Below are 19,339 nucleotides of genomic sequence, written 5' to 3'. Positions count from 1 at the left end.
CACGCGCGCCAAAGTGTCATCCGGATTTCAGCGGACTTGACGTCATCGGGCGCAGGCCGCACCACCAGCGCCGATACGCATTTCGAGAGAGACCGTTGGCCAACGTCACCGCCTCCCAGTCCACCCTGCAGTCGCTTGCCAATCCGACCCGGTTCGTGGCGATCGCCGACCGCGTGCTGCCCTGGCTTCTCGGGCTGACGCTGGTCCTGTTCGCGATCGGGCTGCCGCTCGCCTTCTTCATGGCGCCGGCCGACTACCAGCAGGGCCAGACGGTGCGGATCATGTTCGTCCATGTGCCGGCCGCCTGGATCGCCATGTTCACCTACGTGGTGATGGCGGCGGCGGCGCTCGGCAGCCTGGTCTGGAAGCACCCGCTTGCCGATGTCTCGGCGCGGGCCGCCGCGCCCATCGGTGCCGCGTTCACGCTGATCTGCCTGGTGACGGGGTCGCTTTGGGGCCGGCCCATGTGGGGCGCCTGGTGGGTGTGGGACGCGCGGCTCACCTCCATGCTCGTCCTGTTCATCATGTATCTCGGCCTCATCGCCCTCTGGCACACCATCGAGGATCCGATCCGGGCCGGGCGCATCGCCGCGATTCTGATCCTCGTCGGCATCATCAACATCCCGATCATCAAGTTTTCCGTCGACTGGTGGTACACGCTGCACCAGGCGGCCAGCGTCTTCCGGTTCGACGGGCCGACCATCCACACGAGCATGCTGATCCCGCTGCTGGTCATGGCGGTGGCGTTCATGGGCCTGTTCGGTGTGCTGCACCTGATGGCGATGAAGAACGAGATCCTGCGTCGGCGCATCCGCGCCATTGGCATGCGGGCGGCCTACGAAGGCCGCCGGGGAGTGGCATGATGGGCGGCGTTGACCATCTGGGCTTCATCATTGCGGCCTACGCGGTCACGGTGGTGGTGCTGGGCGCACTGATCGGCTGGATCGTTCTGGAAGGGCGCAGCCTGAGGCGGCAGCTCGCCCGGTTGGAAAGGCGCGGCTACGGCAGCCGCCGCAAGTCTGGGGATGCGGGCTGATGAGCGCGACCGAACCCAGGGCCGGGACGGGGGACGGACAGGCGGGCAAGCCGCGGCGCGGCCGCGTGTGGATCGTGCTCCTGCCGCTGGTGGTCTTCCTTGGCCTCGCCACGGTCTTCATGGTGCAGCTTCTTTCCGGCAACGACCCGTCGAAAATCCCGTCGGCGCTTATCGACAAGCCTGCGCCCGAGACGGCGCTGCCCGCCCTTGCCGGTATGGCACGCGATGGCGTGCCGGTGCCGGGCCTCGACCCGGCCGATTTCCAGGGCGCCGTCACCGTGGTCAACGTGTTCGCGTCCTGGTGCGCGCCTTGCCGGGTTGAGCATCCGCTCCTGATGAAGCTCGCCGAGGACGACGGCATCCGGATGGTGGGCATCGACTACAAGGACGAGCCGGCCAACGCGCTGCGCTTCCTCGGCACCTTCGGCCTGCCCTACGATGCCGTCGGCGTGGATGCCGATGGCCGCGCCGCCATCGAGTGGGGGGTCTACGGCGTGCCGGAAACCTTCATCGTCGGGCCGGACGGGCGGATCCGCTACAAGTTCGTCGGACCTCTCTCGGAGGAGGCGCTAGCGGGTCCCTTCGGCCAGGCGCTGGCCGCGGCGAAGTCCGAGGCCTCCTGACGGCGCGCGCTTCGTGTCGTCGCGGTTGATCTTTGGCCGTCCCCGACCAATTCTCACCGCCATGAGCGACACCGATCCAACCCCGGACTTCCGCACCATCGTTCCCGAAGGCGAGGATCGCGAGCGCGCGGTTTGCAACCAGTGCGGCTTCATCGCCTACGAGAACCCGAAGATCGTCGCTGGGTCGGTGGTGCGCTCGGAGGGTCGGATCCTGCTCTGCCGGCGGGCCATCAACCCGCGCATGGGCTTCTGGACCATTCCCGCGGGCTATCTGGAGCTCAACGAGTCGCCCGAGGAAGGCGCGGCCCGCGAGGCGCTGGAGGAAGCCCGCGCGACCATCCGGCTGTCGGAGCTGCTGGCGGTCTACACCATTCATCGGCTGTCCCAGGTGCAGATCATCTATCGGGCGACGCTGGAGAGCGGCTTCGAGCCGGGGCCGGAGAGCCTGGAGGTTCGGCTCTTCGACTGGTCGGAGATCCCGTGGGACGAGATCGCGTTTCCGTCCGTGGTCTGGGCGCTTCACCACGATCGATCCGTTCTCGAGACCGCTGCCGCCGCGCCGTTTGCCAATCCCGACGGCGCAACCGGAGATCTCTCCGCCTTCGCCGCGCGCCATGCCGGCGAGGATCATGGCTCGTGACGAAAGGAAACCGAAAACGCGATCGGCATCAAGGAGATAGCCGTCCGGCCTTCTGGGATGAATACCGCAACTGATCAGTTTAGAGTGACAGTCCGTCACCCGACCGTGACTCGCTATTGAGCCGGTCCATCCGTAGAGTCCGTCGAACCAACAGGCCGCCTGGAGCGCTTCCGGGGCAGGGTCTCAAGCGGGAAACCAGCTCACATGGTCGGACACAGATGCGTTCTCTTGCTCGGCATGGCGTTCGCCGCCCTTGCCGGTCAGGCGGTCGCCGATGACGCGAAGCCGGCGAGCGTCAGTGTGGTGGAGCTGTTCACCAGCCAGGGCTGCTCGTCCTGCCCGCCGGCCGACAAGCTGCTCGGCCGCCTCGCCGAGCGCGACGACGTCATCGCGCTGACCTATCCGGTGACGCTGTGGGACTATCTCGGCTGGCCGGACACGCTGGCCTCGAGGGACAACACCGAGCGTCAGTTCGCCTACGCCCAGGTGCGGGGCGACTCGGCCGTCTACACGCCCCAGATGGTGATCAACGGCCGTGAGGACGTGGTCGGCAACAAGGAACACCGGGTGCTGGCGGAGGTCGAGCGCCAGCTTGCCCAGGACCTGGCGCCGTCGGTTCAGGTCGACCTGGAGAGCAACGGCGACATTCTCGAACTGCGGATCGGCGAATCGAAGACGGGCGCGCCGGACCGGCCGGCCACGATCTGGCTCGGCACGGTCGAGCCCGAGGTGTCGGTACAGATTGGCCGCGGCGAGAACACCGGCCGCTCCATCGCCTACCACAACGTCGTCAGGTCGCTGCGTGCGATCGGCATGTGGAAGGGCAAGCCGCTTTCCATCGACCTGCCTCTGGGCGAACTGAGCCGGCACGGCGACACCGCCTGCGTGGTCCTGGTGCAGCTTGAAACCGATGCGGGTCCGGGCGCCATCGTCGGCGCTGCGTTCGCGCGCTGGCCGGCTCCGGTCACCAACGCACGCGTCGCGCAATAACGCGCAGAACTGCGCAAGTCTGCGCACATTTGCGCAGGCGCTGCGCAGCGCCCCCGGGCGGGGCGTTCAGGCGGCAAACCCACCCGTATCCAGATAGTCCTGTTCCGCCTCCGTGGTGGTGCGTCCCAAGACGGTGTTGCGGTGTGGGAACCGCCCGAACCGGCGCACCGCATCGTAATGCACCAGTGCGAAATAGTAGGTGTCCTGGTCGCCGGCGACCCGGTAGAGGTCGAGCGAGCGTTCCTGCGCGGCCAGGTCCTCCGCATGCATGAAGGGCAGGTAGAAGAAGCCTTTCGCCGGCATAGGGTACGCCCTGTCGAAGCCGCGCGCGATGGCGTCTCCCGCGAGCGCGAGCGCCTTGTCATCGGTCGCGAAGGCCTGGGCCGAATCCCGGTGCAGGTTGCGCGGGAACTGATCCAGAAGCAGCAGCAGCGCCAGCGCGGTGGCCGGGTTTTCGGCCCAGTCATCGAGCTCGCCGCGCGCGGCCCGCTCGTGCAGCGGGCGAAACCGCTCACACTTCCCGTCAAAGGCTTCGCCACCGGAGAACCAGGCGGCCGGGCCCGCCTTCCACCAGAAGTCCAGAAGGTCGAGGGCCTCGCTCGGCAGGGTCATCCGATCCATCCGTTGCTGGGTTTCGGGCAGCGGTCGGGGGGCGGCTCTACAGTCGAACCTCGCCCGCTTGGACGCGATCATAGAGGTCGCGATCGAGCCGCACAAAGCCTCCGGCCACCGGGTCTGAAACAAAGACGGGATCGGGGGAGGCCCCGGGATCGTAGGCTTCCTCGACCAGTTCGAGCTTGCGCTGCTTCAACGTTGAGGTGGTGTCGAGCCGGGACCTGAAGCGCAGGAACAGCGGCCGCGCATAGTCGGGCAGGCCGCGCTCCAGATGCGCGGGAAGGCCGGCCAGATCGAAGGTGTCCTCATCGACCACCAGGGCCGCCATACCGGCGCGGCCGTCGCGGCCGGGGACGGCGACGCCGTAGACCGTGGCTTCCAGAACACCCGGGATGCCGCTCAGCGTGCCCGCGACCTCGGTCGTGGAGACGTTCTCGCCCTTCCAGCGAAACGTGTCGCCGATCCGGTCGACGAAATAAAAGTACCCACGGGCGTCCCGCCGCACGAGATCGCCGGTGCGGAACCAGCGGTCTCCGCGTCGGAACACACCCGACAGGATCTTCTTCTCGGTCTCCGACCGGCTGGCATAGCCATCGAAGCGCTGGCTGGGCTTGCTGAAGTCGTTGAGGACCTCGCCGATCAGTTCGCCGGTCTCGCCCGGTTCGCAGCGCGAGCAGAAGCCCTCCGTGTTGCGTTCGGGCGCGCGCGAGAGCGGGTCGAAGCGCACCACCTCGATGGAGAACAGCGATTTCGCCCAGCCGGGGATACGGCCGATGGCGCCCACCGTGCCGTCGAAGTTGAACAGCACGGCGTTGCCTTCCGTCGCGGCATACCATTCCAGGATCCGGGGGATGGCGAAGCGCGCCTGGAAGGCCTCCCAGATGTCGGGCCGAAGCCCGTTGCCATCAACGATTCTCAGGCGGTGAGCGCGTTCCTTCGGATGCGGCGGTGCGTTCAAAAGATAGCGGCAGAGCTCGCCGATATACTGGAAGACGGTGCAGTCGTTATCGACCACGTCGTCCCAGAAGCGGGCGGCGGAGAAGCGCTCGGCGATCAACACGGAGCCGCCGACGCTGAGCGCGATGCCGACCCCCAGTACGCCGCCAGCGGAGTGGTAGAGAGGCAGGCAGACATAAACCCGGTCGTCCGCGCGAGCATTCACCGCGGCGGAGAAGCCGTTCATGATCGCCAGCACCCGATAATGATTCAGCTTTGCCGCCTTGGGCAGGCCGGTCGTCCCGCTGGTGTAGATGTAGAGGCAGAGGTCCTCGATGGTCAGGTCGACGCGTTCGCTGGCGGAGAGGCGCGTGCCGGAGACCGCATCGAGGGCCGCTCCGAGATCGTTGCAAGCGGCGTCTTCGGCGACCGGTCCCAGCACCCAGGTCTCTGGCGCGGGATCGGTGAGCCCGCTGGCCGTGTCGTAGGCTTCCAGCAGGCTTGCATCCACCACGGCAAGCTTGGGGCTCACCAGCCTGATGGAGTGGGCGAGCGCGTCGTGGCGGAGATTGGTGTTGAGCAGCGCCGTGACGCCGCCGGCCCGGGCGATGCCCAGCCAGACCGCCAGATATTCCGGGCGGTTCGGCATGAGCAGCGCGACGCAGTCACCCTTGCCGATCCCCTCCGCACGCGCCCAGCGCGCATAGCGGTTCGCGCGCTCGTCGAGCTGACGGAAGGTCAGCGTTTCCTCGTCCGACAGAAGGGCGGGCTTGTCGCCGAAGCGGTCGGCAAGATCCTCTGCGAGATCGCACCAGGTCCGGTTCGGCGCGCGGGCAATCGGCTTGACGCGCTTCAGGGCCCTCAGCGCGCCGGAGAGATAGGCCCATTCGCTGCGCAGGCGTGCGAGCATCGGCGTTTCCTTCCGCCGGCTCCGCCTCTGTCGGGCGCTGATTGCCGGGCGGCCGTTCCCGTATTCTCCTGCGACTATGACGCACTCCGCGCGCCTTCATAAGAGGGAGAATTCAGGTTTGACGCGAAGGGTCCCGGCGTGCGGATGTGCACCGATGAGCAATCGATCCCAGCCCGCTGCGCCGTCGCCTTCCGGCGACGACGTGTTTCTCGACCTGAAGGGGCTCAACTGCCCGATGCCGGTCCTGCGGCTGGCCAAGGCGGTGCGCGACGTCGCGCCCGGCACCCGTGTGCGGGTGATCGCCACCGACCCGATGGCGAAACTCGATGTCGCCCACTTCTGCCGCACCAAGGGACATGTGCTGCTGGAAACCGGCGAGGAGGAGGGCGTCCTGAGCTTCCTGGTGGAAACCGGAGAAGACGCGGCCCGGTAGGCGCCTCAGCGGCCGGGGGCGCCGGGAATTGCGAGCGGATTGTCCGTGAGCGCCGCCGCGTCCGGCGTGTCGACGGCCGGCGTTCCGGTGAAGGCGTTGAACAGCGAACGGACGAAGCCTTCGGGCAGGCCGTCGACGATGAAGACGAGACGCGATGTCCGCCGCTCGTCCGGCCATGCCGGCAGGCGCACCGGGGGATGCAGCACGTGCTGCACCGCGTGCAGGACGACCGGCCGCTCCGGATCGTCGGCCAGCTTCACGATGCCCTTCACGCGCAGCAGCTTCGGCCCATGGCTCTCCACGAGGAGTTCCAGGAACATGTCCAGGGCACGGACCTCGATGGGTCGGTCGGTCTCCAGCGTGAAGGCGCGGACGCTGTCGGAGTGACGGTTCACCTCGTGGGCATGACCGTGGTCATGATCGTGAGAATGGCCATGCTGGTGATCATCGTGATGGTGATCGTGCCCTCCGTGCGCATGGCCGTGACCGTGTGCTTCCGCCCCGGGCCGATCCTCGCCGAGCCAGTCCGACACGTTGGCGATCCGCGTCTCCGGATCGTAAAGGCCCGCGTTGAGAAGTGACGGCACTTCCGCTTCGCCACGGCTGTTGTCGAGGATTCGGGCGAGGGGATTGATGCTGCGCAGACGGGTGCGCAGCGGCTCGGCGTCAGAGGGATCGTCGAGCATGTCGGTCTTGGTGAGGACGATGCGATCGGCCACGCCCACTTGCGCAAGCGCCTCCTCGTGCTCGTCGAGGGTCTGCATGCCGTTGACCGCGTCGACCAGGGTGACGACACCATCCAGCCGGAAGCGCTTGACCAGGTAAGGATGCAGCATCACCGCGTGCAGGATCGGGGCAGGGTGGGCCAGCCCGGTCGTCTCGATGACCACGCGGGACAGGCGCTCCAGTCGGCCGTTGTCGAGCCGGCGCAGGAAGTCTTCGAGTGTCGATACCAACTCGCCGCGCACCGTGCAGCACAGGCAGCCGGAGGACAGCTCCACCACGTCGTCGGCCACGTTGGCCACGAGCAGATGATCGAGGGGAATGTCCCCGAACTCGTTGACGATGACGGCTGCCTCGGCAAGCTCGGGTGCCGCGAGCATCCGGTTGAGCAGCGTCGTCTTGCCGGCTCCGAGAAAGCCGGTGATCACGGTCAGCGGGATCGGCTGCAGCCGGTCCGGGGCAAGGGATTTGGTTGTCACGGGCTAAAGATCCGGCCGCTCTTGCGGCTTACTGTGCGGGTTTGGGCCTGGGGATCCAGGACGCCGACAGGCTCTCGCCTTCGACCTGACCGTCCCCGACCGAACCGCTGTCAGCCGGTTCGGATGAGGCTGCGGAGGCCGTGGAGACCAGCCCCAGCGGGGAGCCGGCGTTGCCGTCCGGCGGTGCCGTTCCCGGCTTGCCGCTGGCGTTGCGCCGGACGCTCTCGGCAATGGCCACCACCTCGGCCGGGTCGATCCGGTCCGCGGACGCCAGCATCGACGGCAGAAGCGGGCGCGGCCGGGGCACCGGAATGGAGGCAGCCGACACGCTGACCAGTTCGCCGCTGTCGGGATCGAGTGCCACCTGCGGGCCTTCCGCGCCCCCCATGAAGATCTCGGTCGGGGGCGCCACCGGCAAGTCGTTACGCAGGTAGGAAATCACCTGGCCACCGGCAGAGTTGAGAAGCACGGGCTGCTTGCCACCCGGAAGCAGCTTGGAGAACGGGTCGCGGCCGTTGGCGCCGTTCGCGGCATAGGCGCTGGCCAGTTCCTCCTCGTCGAGTTCGTCGAAGGCAACGATGTTCGAGCGATCGGAATAGCGCGTCTTGGGACGCTTGCCGCCACAGACGATCGGCCGCAGATCGACCGGGGTCCCGGCGGTGACCGGCATGCGGCGAAGATCGTCGATCGTCTTGCGCTTGCCGGAGAGGAAGCCGGTACGGGTGCGGAAGCCGAGCTCAAGATGTTTGGCGGTTTCCTCGTTGCGCTCGCGCGAGGTGTAGCCACCGAGCACGATAGCGGCCAGCTCGCGTCCGCCACGCTTGGCGGTGGCGGCAATGTTGAATCCGGAGGAACAGATATAGCCGGTCTTCATTCCGGTCGTGCCGGGGAAGTGCCGCACGAGATAGTTGTGATTTTTGTAGAGCCGGTCACCGAGCTTCAGCGAGCTTATGGTGAAATAGTCGCCGTACTGCGGGAGCTCCTCGCGGATCTGCTGGACAAGGATCGCCAGGTCGCGGGCCGAGGACACGTTGTTCTTGTTCGGAAGGCCATGCGGGTTGGCGTAGTTCGACTGGGTCATGCCGATGCGCCGCGCCTCGCGGTTCATGGCCCGCACGAAATTGGCCTCGGAGCCGGAAACGGCCTCAGCGAGGGCAACGGAGACGTCGTTGGCCGACTTCACCATCAGGATCTTCAGGGCGGTGTCGACCGTGATGACGCTGCCGGCCGGGAAGCCCATCTTGCTCGGCGGCGCGCGCAGCGCTTCCGGTGACATGACCACCGGCGACTTCATGGTGATGCGGCCCTCTTCCACGGCGCGGAAGGTCACGTAGGCCGTCATCAGCTTGGTCAGCGAGGCGGGATACCAGGGCTTTGTGGCATTGTGCTCGTCGATGATCGCGCCCGTGTTCACGTCGAACACGAGGTAGGAGCCGATCTCCGCGCGGGCCGTCCCGAGGGTGGCAGCACCGGCCAGGACAACGAGGACCACGAGGTTGCGAATCCGGCTGAACATGGCTACGCGGTCTGACAAGGACAGCTCCTCGGCTGAGGGGGCGCTAGTGTTCGGATCGCCACGGCTGTCATAGCCGATGACACGGTCAGACGCAAAGAATCCGGCCGATGCCGCGGGACGAACCATCCCCCAGATCATGACCTGGGGTCATAAGTTCACCGCGCAGATGGCAAAAGGAGGGCACCGCCCATGCCGACCACGCGTGACACGATCGAAGCGAAGCTGACCGAGGCGCTCCAGCCCAACGAAATCGAGATCACCGACGAGTCGCACCTGCATGCCGGCCACTCCGGCTGGCGCGAGGGCGGCGAGACCCATTTTCGGGTGCGGGTGGTCTCGGAGGCGTTCTCCGGCAAGGGCCGGGTTGACCGGCACAGGCTGGTGAACGCGATCCTCGCCGACGAGCTCGGCGGCGGGGTTCACGCGCTGGCCATGAAGACGCTGGCCCCCGGCGAGCCGGGCTGACGCGCCCGGTCATCGATCGCGGCGTTCGTCCGACCGGTTCCGGCTCATCGTGCGCTCGTGGCCGAACTTGGCCGCAAAGCTGCGGAACTGGCCGCGGGCAAGCAGGGCGGCCGCATTGCGCGCCTTGCGCAGGCGCTGGGGCCAGACGCTGCGCCGATAGACGGCCGGCTGGCGGGTCCACTCGTTGAGCGCGAACGGAGCAGTCTTCGTGAATATGGCGGTGCGCCCGCGGCGGATGGCGACCAGCTCCCAGCCGGGCTCTTCCTTCAGGAACGAAACGAGCATCGCCCCGGTCCACAGGTCCACGTCGTCGACGATCAGGGTTCCGCCGATGTCGAGGCGCGGTGCCGTGTAAAGCCAGTCGACGGCGGGAAGCGGAAATCCGTGACCGCCGTCGATGAGCACCAAAGAGAGCGCGCCTGTCTTGCCGGGCAGCACATCCTGGGACGGGCCGATCGCGAAGCTTACCGTTCCAGGCAGATCCTCTGCATCGAGCACGGCGCGGACACGCTCCATCTCCTCGCCGGACGGCGTCACGCAGACATGATTGGCGCCGGCAGCGGCGAAAGCGACAGTGGAGGCACCGCAACCGGTCTCCAGCGTCTGCATGTCGGGAGTGACCTTTTCCGCGATCAGGTCGAGCACTTCCGGCTGCAGCGTCCAGTTCTGGGTGCCGTGCTTGTGGAACAGATGATCGGAACCCAGGCGGGACGTCATCATACGCCCCTCCTCTTGCGGCGGTCGAGGAAGTGGTCCTTCAGCAGCAGTGGCGCGAGGGCCAGGATGCGCCCGTAGCGAGGCGCGAGCCGCCTCGGCTCCTGCAGCGTCCGCCACACCCATTCCAGCCCGGTCCGGCGCATCCAGGTGGGGGCTGCCTCGATGTCGCCGGACAGGAAATCCAGGCCGGCGCCAATGCAGAGGGCCACGCCGCAATCGAGCGTCTCGCGCCAGGTCTCCACCCAGATCTCCTGGGTGGGAGGACCGAGGGCGACGAAGAGGATGTCCGGGCTGACCCGGGAGACCGCCTCCGCCGCGACGTGCTGGGCTTCGGGGTCGTCCCGGAAGCCGAAGGGCGGGGCGTGCCGGCCGCAGATCACCAGGTCGGGGGCCGCTTCGCGGAGCGCCTCTTCGGCGGCCGTCAGCCGTTCTTCGGTGGATCCGAGCAGGAACACGGTGAGGCCTTCATGTGCCGCGGTGCGACACAGAGGCACGATCAGTTCGGAGCCGGATATCCGGGCAGGGAGCGGCGTTCTCGTCGTCCGGGCCAGCCAGACGAAGGGCATGCCGTCGGCCACCACCAGGTCGGCGCCGGCGTAGGCCTCGCCGAACGCCCTGTCGGAGCGGAGCTTGACCACGTGATCGAGATTGCAGGTGAAGACAGTGCGGGCCGGCCGCTGGTGGGCCCAATGGACGATCTGAGCGATCGCTCCGGCGAAGTCTTTCACCGCGACGTCGATACCGAACAGGCGAACGGTTTCCAACTGGCCCATGGCGAAGTCGGATAAGCGAGGCAGGGAAGGCTGTCGAGCCCAATCTGTGGCCGCCACAACTTGGTCAATGGATAGTTAATAGGTTGCTGGCATGGATCGTCGGCATGCGGTGGCCAACCTCTCGGGGAGGGTCACGCCGACGGACATGCCCGGGATTCGCGGCGAAGGGCCGGGCGATCAGGAACGCAGATGGACGAGGGTTCCGACAAGAGGCGCGAGGCGCGACCGGCCGCCGAGCGCTGGAGCGACGGGGACGGGGGCATGTCCAACCCGATCCTGTGGCTTGTCCGCGTCCTGCGCCAGCGCCTCTTCCTGATCGTGGCGATCGTTGTCCTCGGCGTCGCGGCCAGCGTGGCGTTCGCCCTGTCGCTGCCGCCGAATTATCGCGCCTCGGCCCTGGTGGAAATCGATCCGCAGGCGGAGCAGGTTCTGGAGAACACCGCGCCGCAACGGGCCTCACCGTTTCCAGACGTGATCGCCGAAACCGAGGTGCAGGTGATCGGGTCCGAGGCGATTCTCGCTCGCGCGATCACCGAACTCGACCTCCAATACTACCCCGCCATCAACCCGACGCTGAAACAGCCCGGGGGGCTTCTGTCCCGCATCCTGCCGGCCTCCACCGAAGACCGGCCGACGAACCCGGTCCAGCTGGAAACCCAGATGGTGCGGGCCCTGCGCAACAATCTTTCCGTCTCGCGCGTCGGGCAGTCCAATGTGGTTCGGGTGTCGTTCGAGTCCCAGTCGCCGAGGTTGTCTGCGGACATCGCCAACGGCATCGTCGCCGTCTATCTGGAGGACGAGATCGCGCGGTCGCGCGATCTATCGCAAAACGCGCTCGACCTGCTCGGCGAGCGCGTCGCCAACCTGCGCCGCGAGGTGGAGGAGCGCGAGCAGGCCGTTGAACAGTGGCGGCGGGAGTCCGGCATCTCGGAAGGGGTCTCCTCGACCGTACTGCGAGAACGGATCACCCAGTTGAGCGGCGAGCTGAGCCGGGCGCAGGCCGCACTCGCGGAGGCGCGTGCGGTCAGCCAGAATGTCGACGCCAGCGCCCGCTTCGACGGCACGGATCCGCAGGTGGTCGGCTCGCGCCTGATTCAGAACCTGTCGGAGCGCGAGGCGGACCAGGAGCAGGAGGTCTCGCGGCTGGAAGCGCTCTACCAGCCCTCGCACCCGCGCCTCATCGCCGCGCGCGCCTCGCTGCAATCGCTACGCGACGCCATCGAGACGGAAACCCGCAAGATCTCCTCCAGCCTCGGCCGCAGCGAGCGCATTCAGTCGGAACGCGTGCGCGAACTGCAGGCAGATGTCGAGGAGTTGCGCCAGGAACTCGATGGCCAGCGTGAGGCGGAGATCCGGTTGCGGGCGCTGGAGCAGGAGGCGGAAGCCTCCCGAGGCGTCTACGAATCCTTCCTGGCGCGCCAGAATGAACTGCAGAACCGGATGGGGCTGGAGCGGGCGAGGGCGCGGGTCGTGGCCCGGGCAACGCCGCCGCTGGATCCGAGCGGCCCGAACCGCAAACTGATCGTTGCGGGAGGGCTCTTTGCCTCGTCCTTCTTCGCCGTGGCGCTGGCGATCCTCCTGGCGCAGCTGCAGCCAGCGGTACGCGTCGCAGAGGACGTGGAGGACGTGCTGGGCGTGCCGCCGCTCGCCGAGGTGCCGTGGCTGTCTGGTCGGGAAGGGTCGCCATTCGCCCCGGTGGAACGGGTTGTGGAGGCGCCGGAGGGCCAGTTGGCCGAGGCGATCCGCGCGCTCCGGGTGTCGCTCCTGATCGGGCGCGCTCACGACCGTGCCACCATCGTCATGGTGGCCTCCGGCGAAGACGGTGAGGGCAAGACGTCGGTGGCCGCCGCCCTGGCGCGCGCGGCGGCGCAGGCGGGGGACCGGGTTCTTCTCATCGACTGCGATCTCGATCGCCCGACGATCCATACCATTTTCGGCGGCAACGACCGGATCGGTATCGCCAACGTCCTGCTCGACCGGGCCGACAGCGAAAGCGCGATCCAGATCGACGGGGTCTCGTCGGCGTTGTTCATGTCGTGCGGGCTGACGGGGTCGGGCGACAGCGAGATCTACCGCTCGCTGAACTGGGAGGACCTCCTGGCCGCGCTCTCCGGCCATCTCGACCTGATCATTCTCGATACACCTTCGCTGGCGAGGGTTCCGGACGCGCGCTTCCTGGCCGGTGTCGTCGATGCCACCCTCGTCGTGGCGCTGGCTCGGTCGACGTCCCGGGAAGCCCTGCGCGAGACGGTCCGCTTCTGCCAGATCCCTGGCGGCAGCGCGGAAACGGCGATCGTTCTCAACGGCGTTGAGACCGGCGAACGGCTCACCTTCGGCAACCGCCGGGTCTGACGGCCTCCCCCATTTACCCGCCGCTAACCTTAATGAGCGATGACTGCGAGACGTGTCGCCCGCGGGCCGACGGCTTTCGTCGTTGGCCATTTTCCCGAGAACGGGCCGGTCGGTGCGATGGAGGGGCGTGAAGCGCGATCGGAAGGCGATCGCTCGTGTCCGTTTCCTTCGCGAGTAGAGCGAGTCGGGTCCGTTGAAGAAGCTTGCCCTGGCGATGATAGGCGTGCTCGCGGTGAGCGGTTGCGGACACAGGTCCGCGGACCGGCCGACGGGTTCGGCATGCGTCTCGCCCGACGGCACGACGCGCGTGGCCGTCTGCAAGGGAGATCCGGGACCCGTGGTCCTGCCGACGGCCTATGCGGCGCCGGCCGACAATTACGGCTTCCGCCCCTGGAACGATGCGATCGCCTACGGCTTCCGCTTCGTCATCGGCGACGAGGTCGCCATCAACCTGCCCTTCTACGAGGAAGAGAGCACCACCACCCAGGTGGCGCCCGACGGCCGCATCTATCTCAGCCTGATCGGAAGCGTCCGGGCAGAAGGGCGCACGCCCGGCGAGCTCGAAGCTGAGCTGGAGGAGCGTTATCGCAAGTATCTGCGCTTCCCCACTGTCGGGGTGGTTCCGAAAAGCTTCGGTACGCGGCAGATCTTCGTCGGCGGCGAGGTCGAACAGCCTGGTGCCCTGTCTCTGCCCGGACCGCTCGGTGTCATGGAAGCCGTGATCATGGCCGGCGGGCTGAAGGACACGGCGGGTCTTCGCAAGATCGTCCTGATCCGGCGTGGCCAGGACGGCCAGCCGATGATGCGCGTCGTCGACCTCGACCAGTTCACCGATACCGCGACACCCGACGAAAACGTGATATTGCAACCGTTCGACATTGTTTTCGTGCCGCGTTCGACGATTGCCGAGGTCAATCTCTGGATCGACCAGTACATCAACAAGACGCTGCCGTTCAGCCGCGGCTTCAGCTACACGATACAGAAGACCCTCTACTGATGACCCCGCCCGGCACCCCATCCAACCCGAGTGTAAGCGGAGATCCTGCCGCCAGCTCGGAAGCGGATGCCGGGACGGCCACGGCGGCAGCCATGTCCGATGCGCCGAGCGCAGAGGACGATCTTCGCCGCGTTCGCGAGGAGCTTGAGGCCATCGACGCGTCTCGCAACCGGTCCGTGATGGGCTCCATCAAGGGCGTGTTCGGAAAGCGCGACGACAAGCCGCCGGACCAGTCCGCCGCCGATGGGCATGATGGCGTTCCGACAGCGCCGGCGGACCGGGACGGCCGGGCCGAGACGTCCGATCCCCATCCGACAGCGGCCCCGCCCGCGGCGGCAGACAGGCCCAGCGACCCGACCGCGTCGCCGCTGTTCGCCTCCCGCTCCGGCGCCCCGGCTCCGCCCCGCGACAACGACCCGTCGAGCCGAAGGCTGGCTTACCGTCTCGAAACACCGGCGCGGTTCGAGACGGGCGGCGAGACTTACAAGACACTGGACTGGTCGCTGGGCGGTTTCGCGATCCCGCCAGGGCGGCAGACCGTCCGGCAGGGGCAGCGCCTGGAAGGCACTTTTACGGTGCAGCTCGACGACTTCGTTGTCTCCACGCCGGTGACGGTGGAAGTCGTCTATGTGGATCGCAAGCGCATCGGCTGTCATTTCACAGCGCTCAGCCACTCGCAGATCCGGATGCTCCGTTCGCTCGCCGGAGCCCTCATGGCCGGCCACCTGCCGCTGACGATCGGGGTCGGCGACGCCGCGCGCAAGCGCCGCCTCGCCCAGGCGCGGGACAAGAGCCGGTCGGCCCGCCCGTCTGCTCTGGTGCGCGCCGCTTCCGGTCTCCTGAACGGCATCCTCGCGGTGGTCGTGGTCGGTATCGGCCTGTTCGTCTTCTTCACGCCGATTGAGCCCTCCTTCACCTCGCAGACCGGCGCCGTCGCGGTTCCCCGCATCGCGGTGTCGGCCCCGGTGGCCGGAACGGTCCTGGAGATGGTGGTTGAAACCGGCGAGGAAGTGGTGCCGGGCAGCATGCTCGGCTCTCTGCGTACACCGGAGGGCGAACGCGTCCGCTTGGAGAGCGAATGCTATTGCGTGGTCCGGGAGCTTGCCGAGCGCGGTGAACCCGTCGGCGAGGGGGAGCCGGTGGCCGCGCTGTTCTCCTCATCCGCGCAGCCGGTCGTCCAGGCGATATTCTCGCGCAAGGATGAAGCGGTACTGGTGCCGGGTCGCCGCGTCAGCATCCGGCTTCCTTACGCCGGGCGGACGATCGACGGCACCATCGAGAGGGTAACACCCGGGCTTGAAGGCGACTGGATCGGCATGCCCCCGGCCATTGCCGATGCATCCGACACGGTTGTGGCCTGGGTGGAGCCCTCGACGGCCCTGGACATTGCCGCGGTCGGAGAACCGGTCACGGTGACGTTCGAGCCCTCCACCGGTCTCTGACCGCCCGATCTGCGAAAGTCGTCTGTTCCATGGTTCTGCCTTCGCAATGACCGGCTGGTTCCTCGACAGCAGCGTCAACTTCCTGCCGCAGATCGTGGTGGGGCTGGCGCTCGTTCTGGCCCTTCTTGCCATCGCGACCCGGCGGCGCCGACCGCTGGCGGTTGCTGCCGTCCTGATCGTTGGACTGGTGGTCGCCTTGACCGGCTACAAGGCGACGCTGCAGGGGCGCGCTGGTCCGGGTGATCTGCGTCTCATGACGGCGAACCTGCTCTTCTCCAACACCAATGTCGGAGCGGTCATCAGCGCGATCCGGTTGCGCGATCCAGACATCCTGGTGGTCCAGGAGCGCGTTCCGTTCTGGGTCGAGGTGCTGGAGAGCCTGGAGCCGGAACTGATCTTCCTGGTGCAGAGCCCATCCAGCAACACCGCGATCTATTACCGTCCGGAACGGGTAAGCGCCTGCGCGCCGCCGACGCTGGACCAGCCACAGATCTCCAACGCCGCCGTCGGCTGTCTCCGCCTGAACGGCCGCGAGACGCTCGTTCTCGGGGTTCATGCGCCCAGGCCCAAGGATAGCTTCGCGGTGGGCGAGCGTGCCGCGTCGTTGGCGAGCTACCGCGCCGTTCTCGCCGAGGCGAGAACGTCGGCCCTCGTGGCAGGGGATCTGAACGGAACGCCGCTGGCGCCGAGTGTCGCGGGCTTCATCTCCGACACACGGCTCTCCGTGCCGCTGGAAGGCGGTCCCTGGTTCGTCCCCTCCTGGCCGGCGGCCATGCCGGCGCTGGGCGTGCGGATCGACCAGGTGCTGACCAGTTCAGAGTTCGGGGCGCGGCTCGTGGCGGTCGGTCCGCCCATCGGATCCGACCATCTGCCGGTGACGGTCGAGATCAGCCTGCCTGAGTAGGGCGATCGGCAAGGGCCCCAGCGGTTCGTCAGAGGCGCCAGCGCCGGTGCAGCCACAGCCACTGTTCGGGGTGCTCGCGCACCCAGCCTTCCACGACGTCGTTGACGAAGGCCGTGGTGGCCTCCACGTCAACGGCCCCTTCGGCATCGCGCGGGAGGTCCAGAGGCCCGTTCAGCTCCATGTAGAAGCGGCCTTCCGGCTTGCGCACGGTGCGCGCGGCGTAGACGTTGCAGTCGTGGCGCCGGGCAAGCTTGGCGAGGAGCGGATTGGTCTTCGCCGGCTGGCCGAAGAAGGGCAGGGTGAGGCCGCGGCCGAAACGCTGGTCGACCAGGATGCCGACATGGCCACCTTTCGCCAGAATGCCGTCGAGGGCGGCAACGGCGCCCGGCTGGGAGGGCACGAGACCGCCCATCACGCCGCCGCGCACCACATCCAGCTCGCGTGCCAGCCGGGCGTTGTTGAGCGGCCGGAAGAGAACCGACACGTCGAGGCCGAACGTCGCGGCGCAGACCGGCAGAAGCTCCCAGTTGGCGAGGTGCGCGGTGAAGACGATGCAGGGCGTCTCGGAGTCGCGGATCTCGATGAACTGCTCGATGCCCTGCACGTCGAAGTGGCCAGCGGTCGGGTTCTCGAAATCGAAGTCGAACACCTCGTCGAGGAACAGGAACTCCGTTGCCGTGCGGCCGAGGTTGTCCCAGACCCCGTTCAGGATGCGGCGACGCTCGGCCTCCGGCATGTCGGGATAGGCTGCGGCGAGATTGTCGCGGCCGGTCCGGTCGGCCGGCAGAAGCGGGCCGACGGTCCGCGACGCCCAGCCGCCGAAGTCGATCGCCCAGCGCGCCGGCAGGAGCCTGACGAGGCGGACGAGGGCGACGACGGTCTTGGCGAACAGCCAGTCCGCGGCCCGCAGCGTGCGGGCCTTCAGGGCGCGCCTGGAGACCACGGCCTCAGCCCATCGTCATGACGATCTTGCCGAACACCTTGCGGCTCTCAAGGCGGGCAAGGCCCTCCTCGATCCGGTCCAGGGTGATGGCAGTGTCGATGACCGGCAGGACGCCTTCGTCCATCTTGGCGAGGCTTTCCGACAGGTTGTGGATGGCGCAGCCGAACGAGCCGAAGATCCGGTATTGCTGCTGGAAGAGCTGCATCAGGTTGATCTCGGCGGTGATGCCGGTGGTGGAGCCGCAGGTGACCAGCCGGCCGCCGCGCTTCAGCGAGAACAGGCTGCCCTGCCAGGTGTCGACGCCGGTGTGCTCGAACACCACGTCGACGCCGCGCTTCTTCGTGAGCTTGCGCACCACGCCTTCGAAGCGCTCGGTGTTGTAGTTGATCACGTGCTCGGCGCCGAGTGCGCGCGCCTTCTCCGCCTTTTCGTCGGAGCCGACGGTGGTGATGACCGTTGCGCCAACCGCCTTGGCCATGCGGATGGCGGCGGTGCCAATGCCGGAACCGCCAGCCTGCACGAGCACGGTCTCGCCGTCCTCCAGCTTCGCGTTGTCGAACAGCATGTGCTGAACAGTGCCGAAGGTGATCGGGGCGCAGGCGGCGTCCATCATCGTCACGTCGTCCGGGACGGGTACGCACAGGCGGGCCTTGGTAACCATGCGCTCGCGGGCGAACCCGTCCAGGTGGAAGCCATGGATGCCGCCGACATTTTCGCAGAGATTGTCGCGCCCTTCGCGGCAGGCGCGGCATTCGCCGCAGGTCTGCGCGCCGTAGATTGCGACCTTCTGGCCGGGCTTGAGATCCTCGACCCCGGGGCCTACCTCGACCACGGTGCCAGCGGCTTCCGCACCGACAACCAGCGGCAGCTTGCGGCGCGCGAACGCCATGCCGCGCCAGCCCCACACATCGATATGGTTCAGGGCGACGGCGCCGATCTCCACCATCACCTCGCCGGCGCCGGGCGCCTCGGGTTCGGGCATGTCGACGATCTTGAGATTGCGGTCGCTGACAAGCTGAAGGGCGCGCATCGTTCGGGAAATCCGTTGTCTGGCAGTGAAGCGGTTCAGGGCCGCCGGTTGATGAGATTGGCCGACAGTCCGCCGTCGATGGTGAGGACGGAGCCGGTCATGTATCCGGCGAGCGGCGAAAGCACAAACCGGACGAGATGCGCGATCTCTTCCGGCTGGGCGAGGCGGCCCGCCGGAATCTGCCGTTCCATCTTCTCGCGATAGGGCAGGTAGGGCTCGATCAGCTTCGTCTCCACGAAGCCTGGCGCGATGTAGTTTACCGTCACGCCCTTGCGGGCGATCTCCACGGCAAGCGTGCGCACGTAGCCGAGCAGCGCGCCCTTGGTGGCGGCATAGGTGGCGTTGCCGGATACGCCGTAGCTGGCGGTGATGGAGCCGGTGGCAACGATGCGGCCGGCGCGGGCGCGCACCATCGGGCGCATGGCGGCCGACGCGAGCCGCATGAAGCCCAGCGCGTTGATCTCCATCAGCTCGGCCGCCCGGTCCGCCTCGATAGACGCGGCCAGCCGGTCGTAGGACTGGCCGGCGTTGTAGACGAGGCCGTATGTGGCCTCGTCCTCTTCGATGAGCGCGGCGAGTGCGGCCACAGAGGCGCGGTCGCCGGTGTCGGCCTGGTGTACGACGAAGTCCCGGCCCGGATGCGCGGCGGACAGCTCGGCGGCGACCTCCGCCACGGGCCCCTGCGGTTCGCGCGAGGTCAGCGTGACGTCGTAGCCGTCCTCGGCTGCTGCCTGGGCGATCGCCGCACCGATGCCGCGGCTCGCGCCGATGACGTAGACCCGCCTGCCGGCGCCGGGAAGGGCGGTTACCGTCAT

20 protein-coding genes are annotated in these 19,339 nt (G+C 67.6%); 11 read left to right on the top strand and 9 right to left on the bottom strand.

Going from position 1 to position 19,339, the window contains the following annotated elements:
* Positions 1 to 95 precede the first annotated feature (95 nt).
* The 5 genes from C507_RS0106090 to C507_RS0106070 all read left to right on the top strand — a co-directional run bounded on the left by C507_RS0106090 (position 96) and on the right by C507_RS0106070 (position 3,289).
* Positions 96 to 863, top strand: a complete 768-nt coding sequence (locus tag C507_RS0106090; RefSeq protein ID WP_018698781.1) for a heme ABC transporter permease — start codon at positions 96 to 98, stop codon at positions 861 to 863.
* Positions 860 to 1,036, top strand: coding sequence for a heme exporter protein CcmD (gene ccmD, locus C507_RS22715; protein ID WP_156829174.1), 177 nt, complete (start codon positions 860 to 862; stop codon positions 1,034 to 1,036). Before C507_RS0106090 ends, ccmD begins: the two co-directional genes overlap by 4 nt.
* Positions 1,036 to 1,659 carry a DsbE family thiol:disulfide interchange protein gene (locus C507_RS0106080; RefSeq protein WP_018698779.1) on the top strand — a complete coding sequence of 208 codons (624 nt, stop codon included), beginning with the start codon at positions 1,036 to 1,038 and terminating at the stop codon, positions 1,657 to 1,659. The genes ccmD and C507_RS0106080 overlap by 1 nt, the downstream gene beginning before the upstream one ends.
* 61 nt (positions 1,660 to 1,720) lie before the next feature.
* On the top strand, positions 1,721 to 2,299 hold the full coding sequence (locus tag C507_RS0106075; protein WP_018698778.1) for an NUDIX hydrolase: 579 nt from the start codon (positions 1,721 to 1,723) through the stop codon (positions 2,297 to 2,299).
* A gap of 204 nt (positions 2,300 to 2,503) precedes the next feature.
* The gene (locus tag C507_RS0106070) at positions 2,504 to 3,289 is read left to right on the top strand and encodes a DUF1223 domain-containing protein (protein WP_051089703.1); all 786 of its coding nucleotides are present in this window, start codon (positions 2,504 to 2,506) and stop codon (positions 3,287 to 3,289) included.
* A gap of 66 nt (positions 3,290 to 3,355) precedes the next feature.
* Here the strand turns inward: C507_RS0106070 and C507_RS0106065 are convergent, their stop codons facing one another.
* Both C507_RS0106065 and C507_RS0106060 read right to left on the bottom strand, forming a co-directional pair.
* Entirely contained in the window at positions 3,356 to 3,901 is a 546-nt protein-coding gene (locus tag C507_RS0106065) for a DUF924 family protein (RefSeq protein ID WP_018698776.1), read from the bottom strand.
* Positions 3,902 to 3,947: 46 nt separating this feature from the next.
* A complete protein-coding gene (locus C507_RS0106060) occupies positions 3,948 to 5,792 on the bottom strand; it encodes a long-chain-acyl-CoA synthetase (RefSeq protein ID WP_281167837.1) in 1,845 nt (614 codons plus the stop codon).
* Positions 5,793 to 5,904: 112 nt separating this feature from the next.
* On the opposite strand from C507_RS0106060, the gene C507_RS0106055 reads away from it, so the two are divergent.
* Positions 5,905 to 6,183, top strand: a complete 279-nt coding sequence (locus C507_RS0106055) for a sulfurtransferase TusA family protein (protein WP_018698774.1) — start codon at positions 5,905 to 5,907, stop codon at positions 6,181 to 6,183.
* A 5-nt stretch (positions 6,184 to 6,188) separates the two neighbouring features.
* On the opposite strand, the gene C507_RS0106050 is transcribed toward C507_RS0106055, so the two are convergent.
* Positions 6,189 to 7,385: a CobW family GTP-binding protein gene (locus C507_RS0106050; protein ID WP_018698773.1), complete on the bottom strand. Its 1,197-nt coding sequence runs from the start codon at positions 7,383 to 7,385 to the stop codon at positions 6,189 to 6,191.
* Positions 7,386 to 7,413: 28 nt separating this feature from the next.
* Positions 7,414 to 8,919, bottom strand: coding sequence for a D-alanyl-D-alanine carboxypeptidase family protein (locus tag C507_RS22270; protein WP_169508953.1), 1,506 nt, complete (start codon positions 8,917 to 8,919; stop codon positions 7,414 to 7,416).
* Between the two features lie 171 nt (positions 8,920 to 9,090).
* Here C507_RS22270 and C507_RS0106040 point away from each other — a divergent pair, with 171 nt between their 5' ends.
* Positions 9,091 to 9,366: a BolA family protein gene (locus C507_RS0106040; protein WP_018698771.1), complete on the top strand. Its 276-nt coding sequence runs from the start codon at positions 9,091 to 9,093 to the stop codon at positions 9,364 to 9,366.
* Positions 9,367 to 9,375: 9 nt separating this feature from the next.
* Here the strand turns inward: C507_RS0106040 and C507_RS20515 are convergent, their stop codons facing one another.
* Complete coding sequence (locus tag C507_RS20515; protein WP_210162096.1) at positions 9,376 to 10,083, bottom strand: class I SAM-dependent methyltransferase; 708 nt, start codon at positions 10,081 to 10,083, stop codon at positions 9,376 to 9,378.
* Positions 10,083 to 10,856: a WecB/TagA/CpsF family glycosyltransferase gene (locus tag C507_RS20510; protein WP_018698769.1), complete on the bottom strand. Its 774-nt coding sequence runs from the start codon at positions 10,854 to 10,856 to the stop codon at positions 10,083 to 10,085. The genes C507_RS20515 and C507_RS20510 overlap by 1 nt, the downstream gene beginning before the upstream one ends.
* 189 nt (positions 10,857 to 11,045) lie before the next feature.
* Here C507_RS20510 and C507_RS0106025 point away from each other — a divergent pair, with 189 nt between their 5' ends.
* From C507_RS0106025 to C507_RS0106010, 4 genes are all read left to right on the top strand, one after another.
* Positions 11,046 to 13,208 carry a GumC family protein gene (locus C507_RS0106025; protein ID WP_018698768.1) on the top strand — a complete coding sequence of 721 codons (2,163 nt, stop codon included), beginning with the start codon at positions 11,046 to 11,048 and terminating at the stop codon, positions 13,206 to 13,208.
* 337 nt (positions 13,209 to 13,545) lie between these two features.
* Complete coding sequence (locus C507_RS20505; protein ID WP_169508952.1) at positions 13,546 to 14,205, top strand: polysaccharide biosynthesis/export family protein; 660 nt, start codon at positions 13,546 to 13,548, stop codon at positions 14,203 to 14,205.
* On the top strand, positions 14,205 to 15,647 hold the full coding sequence (locus tag C507_RS0106015) for a PilZ domain-containing protein (RefSeq protein WP_083923382.1): 1,443 nt from the start codon (positions 14,205 to 14,207) through the stop codon (positions 15,645 to 15,647). The genes C507_RS20505 and C507_RS0106015 overlap by 1 nt, the downstream gene beginning before the upstream one ends.
* Positions 15,648 to 15,693: 46 nt before the next feature.
* Complete coding sequence (locus C507_RS0106010) at positions 15,694 to 16,551, top strand: endonuclease/exonuclease/phosphatase family protein (RefSeq protein WP_018698765.1); 858 nt, start codon at positions 15,694 to 15,696, stop codon at positions 16,549 to 16,551.
* A 28-nt stretch (positions 16,552 to 16,579) separates the two neighbouring features.
* On the opposite strand, the gene C507_RS0106005 is transcribed toward C507_RS0106010, so the two are convergent.
* Genes C507_RS0106005 through C507_RS0105995 form a run of 3 tightly spaced genes read right to left on the bottom strand, consistent with a single transcriptional unit; the run spans position 16,580 to position 19,339 of the window.
* Positions 16,580 to 17,494 (bottom strand): lipid A biosynthesis lauroyl acyltransferase, encoded by a 915-nt coding sequence (locus tag C507_RS0106005; protein WP_018698764.1) that lies wholly within the window; start codon positions 17,492 to 17,494, stop codon positions 16,580 to 16,582.
* A gap of 4 nt (positions 17,495 to 17,498) precedes the next feature.
* Positions 17,499 to 18,524: a zinc-binding dehydrogenase gene (locus C507_RS0106000; RefSeq protein ID WP_018698763.1), complete on the bottom strand. Its 1,026-nt coding sequence runs from the start codon at positions 18,522 to 18,524 to the stop codon at positions 17,499 to 17,501.
* Between the two features lie 35 nt (positions 18,525 to 18,559).
* Entirely contained in the window at positions 18,560 to 19,339 is a 780-nt protein-coding gene (locus tag C507_RS0105995; protein ID WP_018698762.1) for an SDR family NAD(P)-dependent oxidoreductase, read from the bottom strand.

The organism is Amorphus coralli DSM 19760 (genome assembly GCF_000374525.1).
Taxonomy (GTDB): domain Bacteria; phylum Pseudomonadota; class Alphaproteobacteria; order Rhizobiales; family Amorphaceae; genus Amorphus; species Amorphus coralli.
The sequence above is the reverse complement of the archived record's forward strand: the minus strand, read 5'-3'. Positions and strand labels throughout refer to the sequence as shown.

Coding starts and splice junctions, on each gene's coding strand:
- C507_RS0106015 (WP_083923382.1), top strand. CDS start 14,205: ATGACCCCGCCCGGCACCCCATCCAACCCGAGTGTAAGCGGAGATCCT.
- C507_RS0106075 (WP_018698778.1), top strand. CDS start 1,721: ATGAGCGACACCGATCCAACCCCGGACTTCCGCACCATCGTTCCCGAA.
- C507_RS0106010 (WP_018698765.1), top strand. CDS start 15,694: ATGACCGGCTGGTTCCTCGACAGCAGCGTCAACTTCCTGCCGCAGATC.
- C507_RS0106055 (WP_018698774.1), top strand. CDS start 5,905: ATGAGCAATCGATCCCAGCCCGCTGCGCCGTCGCCTTCCGGCGACGAC.
- C507_RS0106000 (WP_018698763.1), bottom strand. CDS start 18,524: ATGCGCGCCCTTCAGCTTGTCAGCGACCGCAATCTCAAGATCGTCGAC.
- C507_RS0106065 (WP_018698776.1), bottom strand. CDS start 3,901: ATGACCCTGCCGAGCGAGGCCCTCGACCTTCTGGACTTCTGGTGGAAG.
- C507_RS0106040 (WP_018698771.1), top strand. CDS start 9,091: ATGCCGACCACGCGTGACACGATCGAAGCGAAGCTGACCGAGGCGCTC.
- C507_RS0106070 (WP_051089703.1), top strand. CDS start 2,504: ATGGTCGGACACAGATGCGTTCTCTTGCTCGGCATGGCGTTCGCCGCC.
- ccmD (WP_156829174.1), top strand. CDS start 860: ATGATGGGCGGCGTTGACCATCTGGGCTTCATCATTGCGGCCTACGCG.
- C507_RS0106025 (WP_018698768.1), top strand. CDS start 11,046: ATGGACGAGGGTTCCGACAAGAGGCGCGAGGCGCGACCGGCCGCCGAG.
- C507_RS20510 (WP_018698769.1), bottom strand. CDS start 10,856: ATGGGCCAGTTGGAAACCGTTCGCCTGTTCGGTATCGACGTCGCGGTG.
- C507_RS0105995 (WP_018698762.1), bottom strand. CDS start 19,339: ATGACGGTAACCGCCCTTCCCGGCGCCGGCAGGCGGGTCTACGTCATC.
- C507_RS0106080 (WP_018698779.1), top strand. CDS start 1,036: ATGAGCGCGACCGAACCCAGGGCCGGGACGGGGGACGGACAGGCGGGC.
- C507_RS20515 (WP_210162096.1), bottom strand. CDS start 10,083: ATGACGTCCCGCCTGGGTTCCGATCATCTGTTCCACAAGCACGGCACC.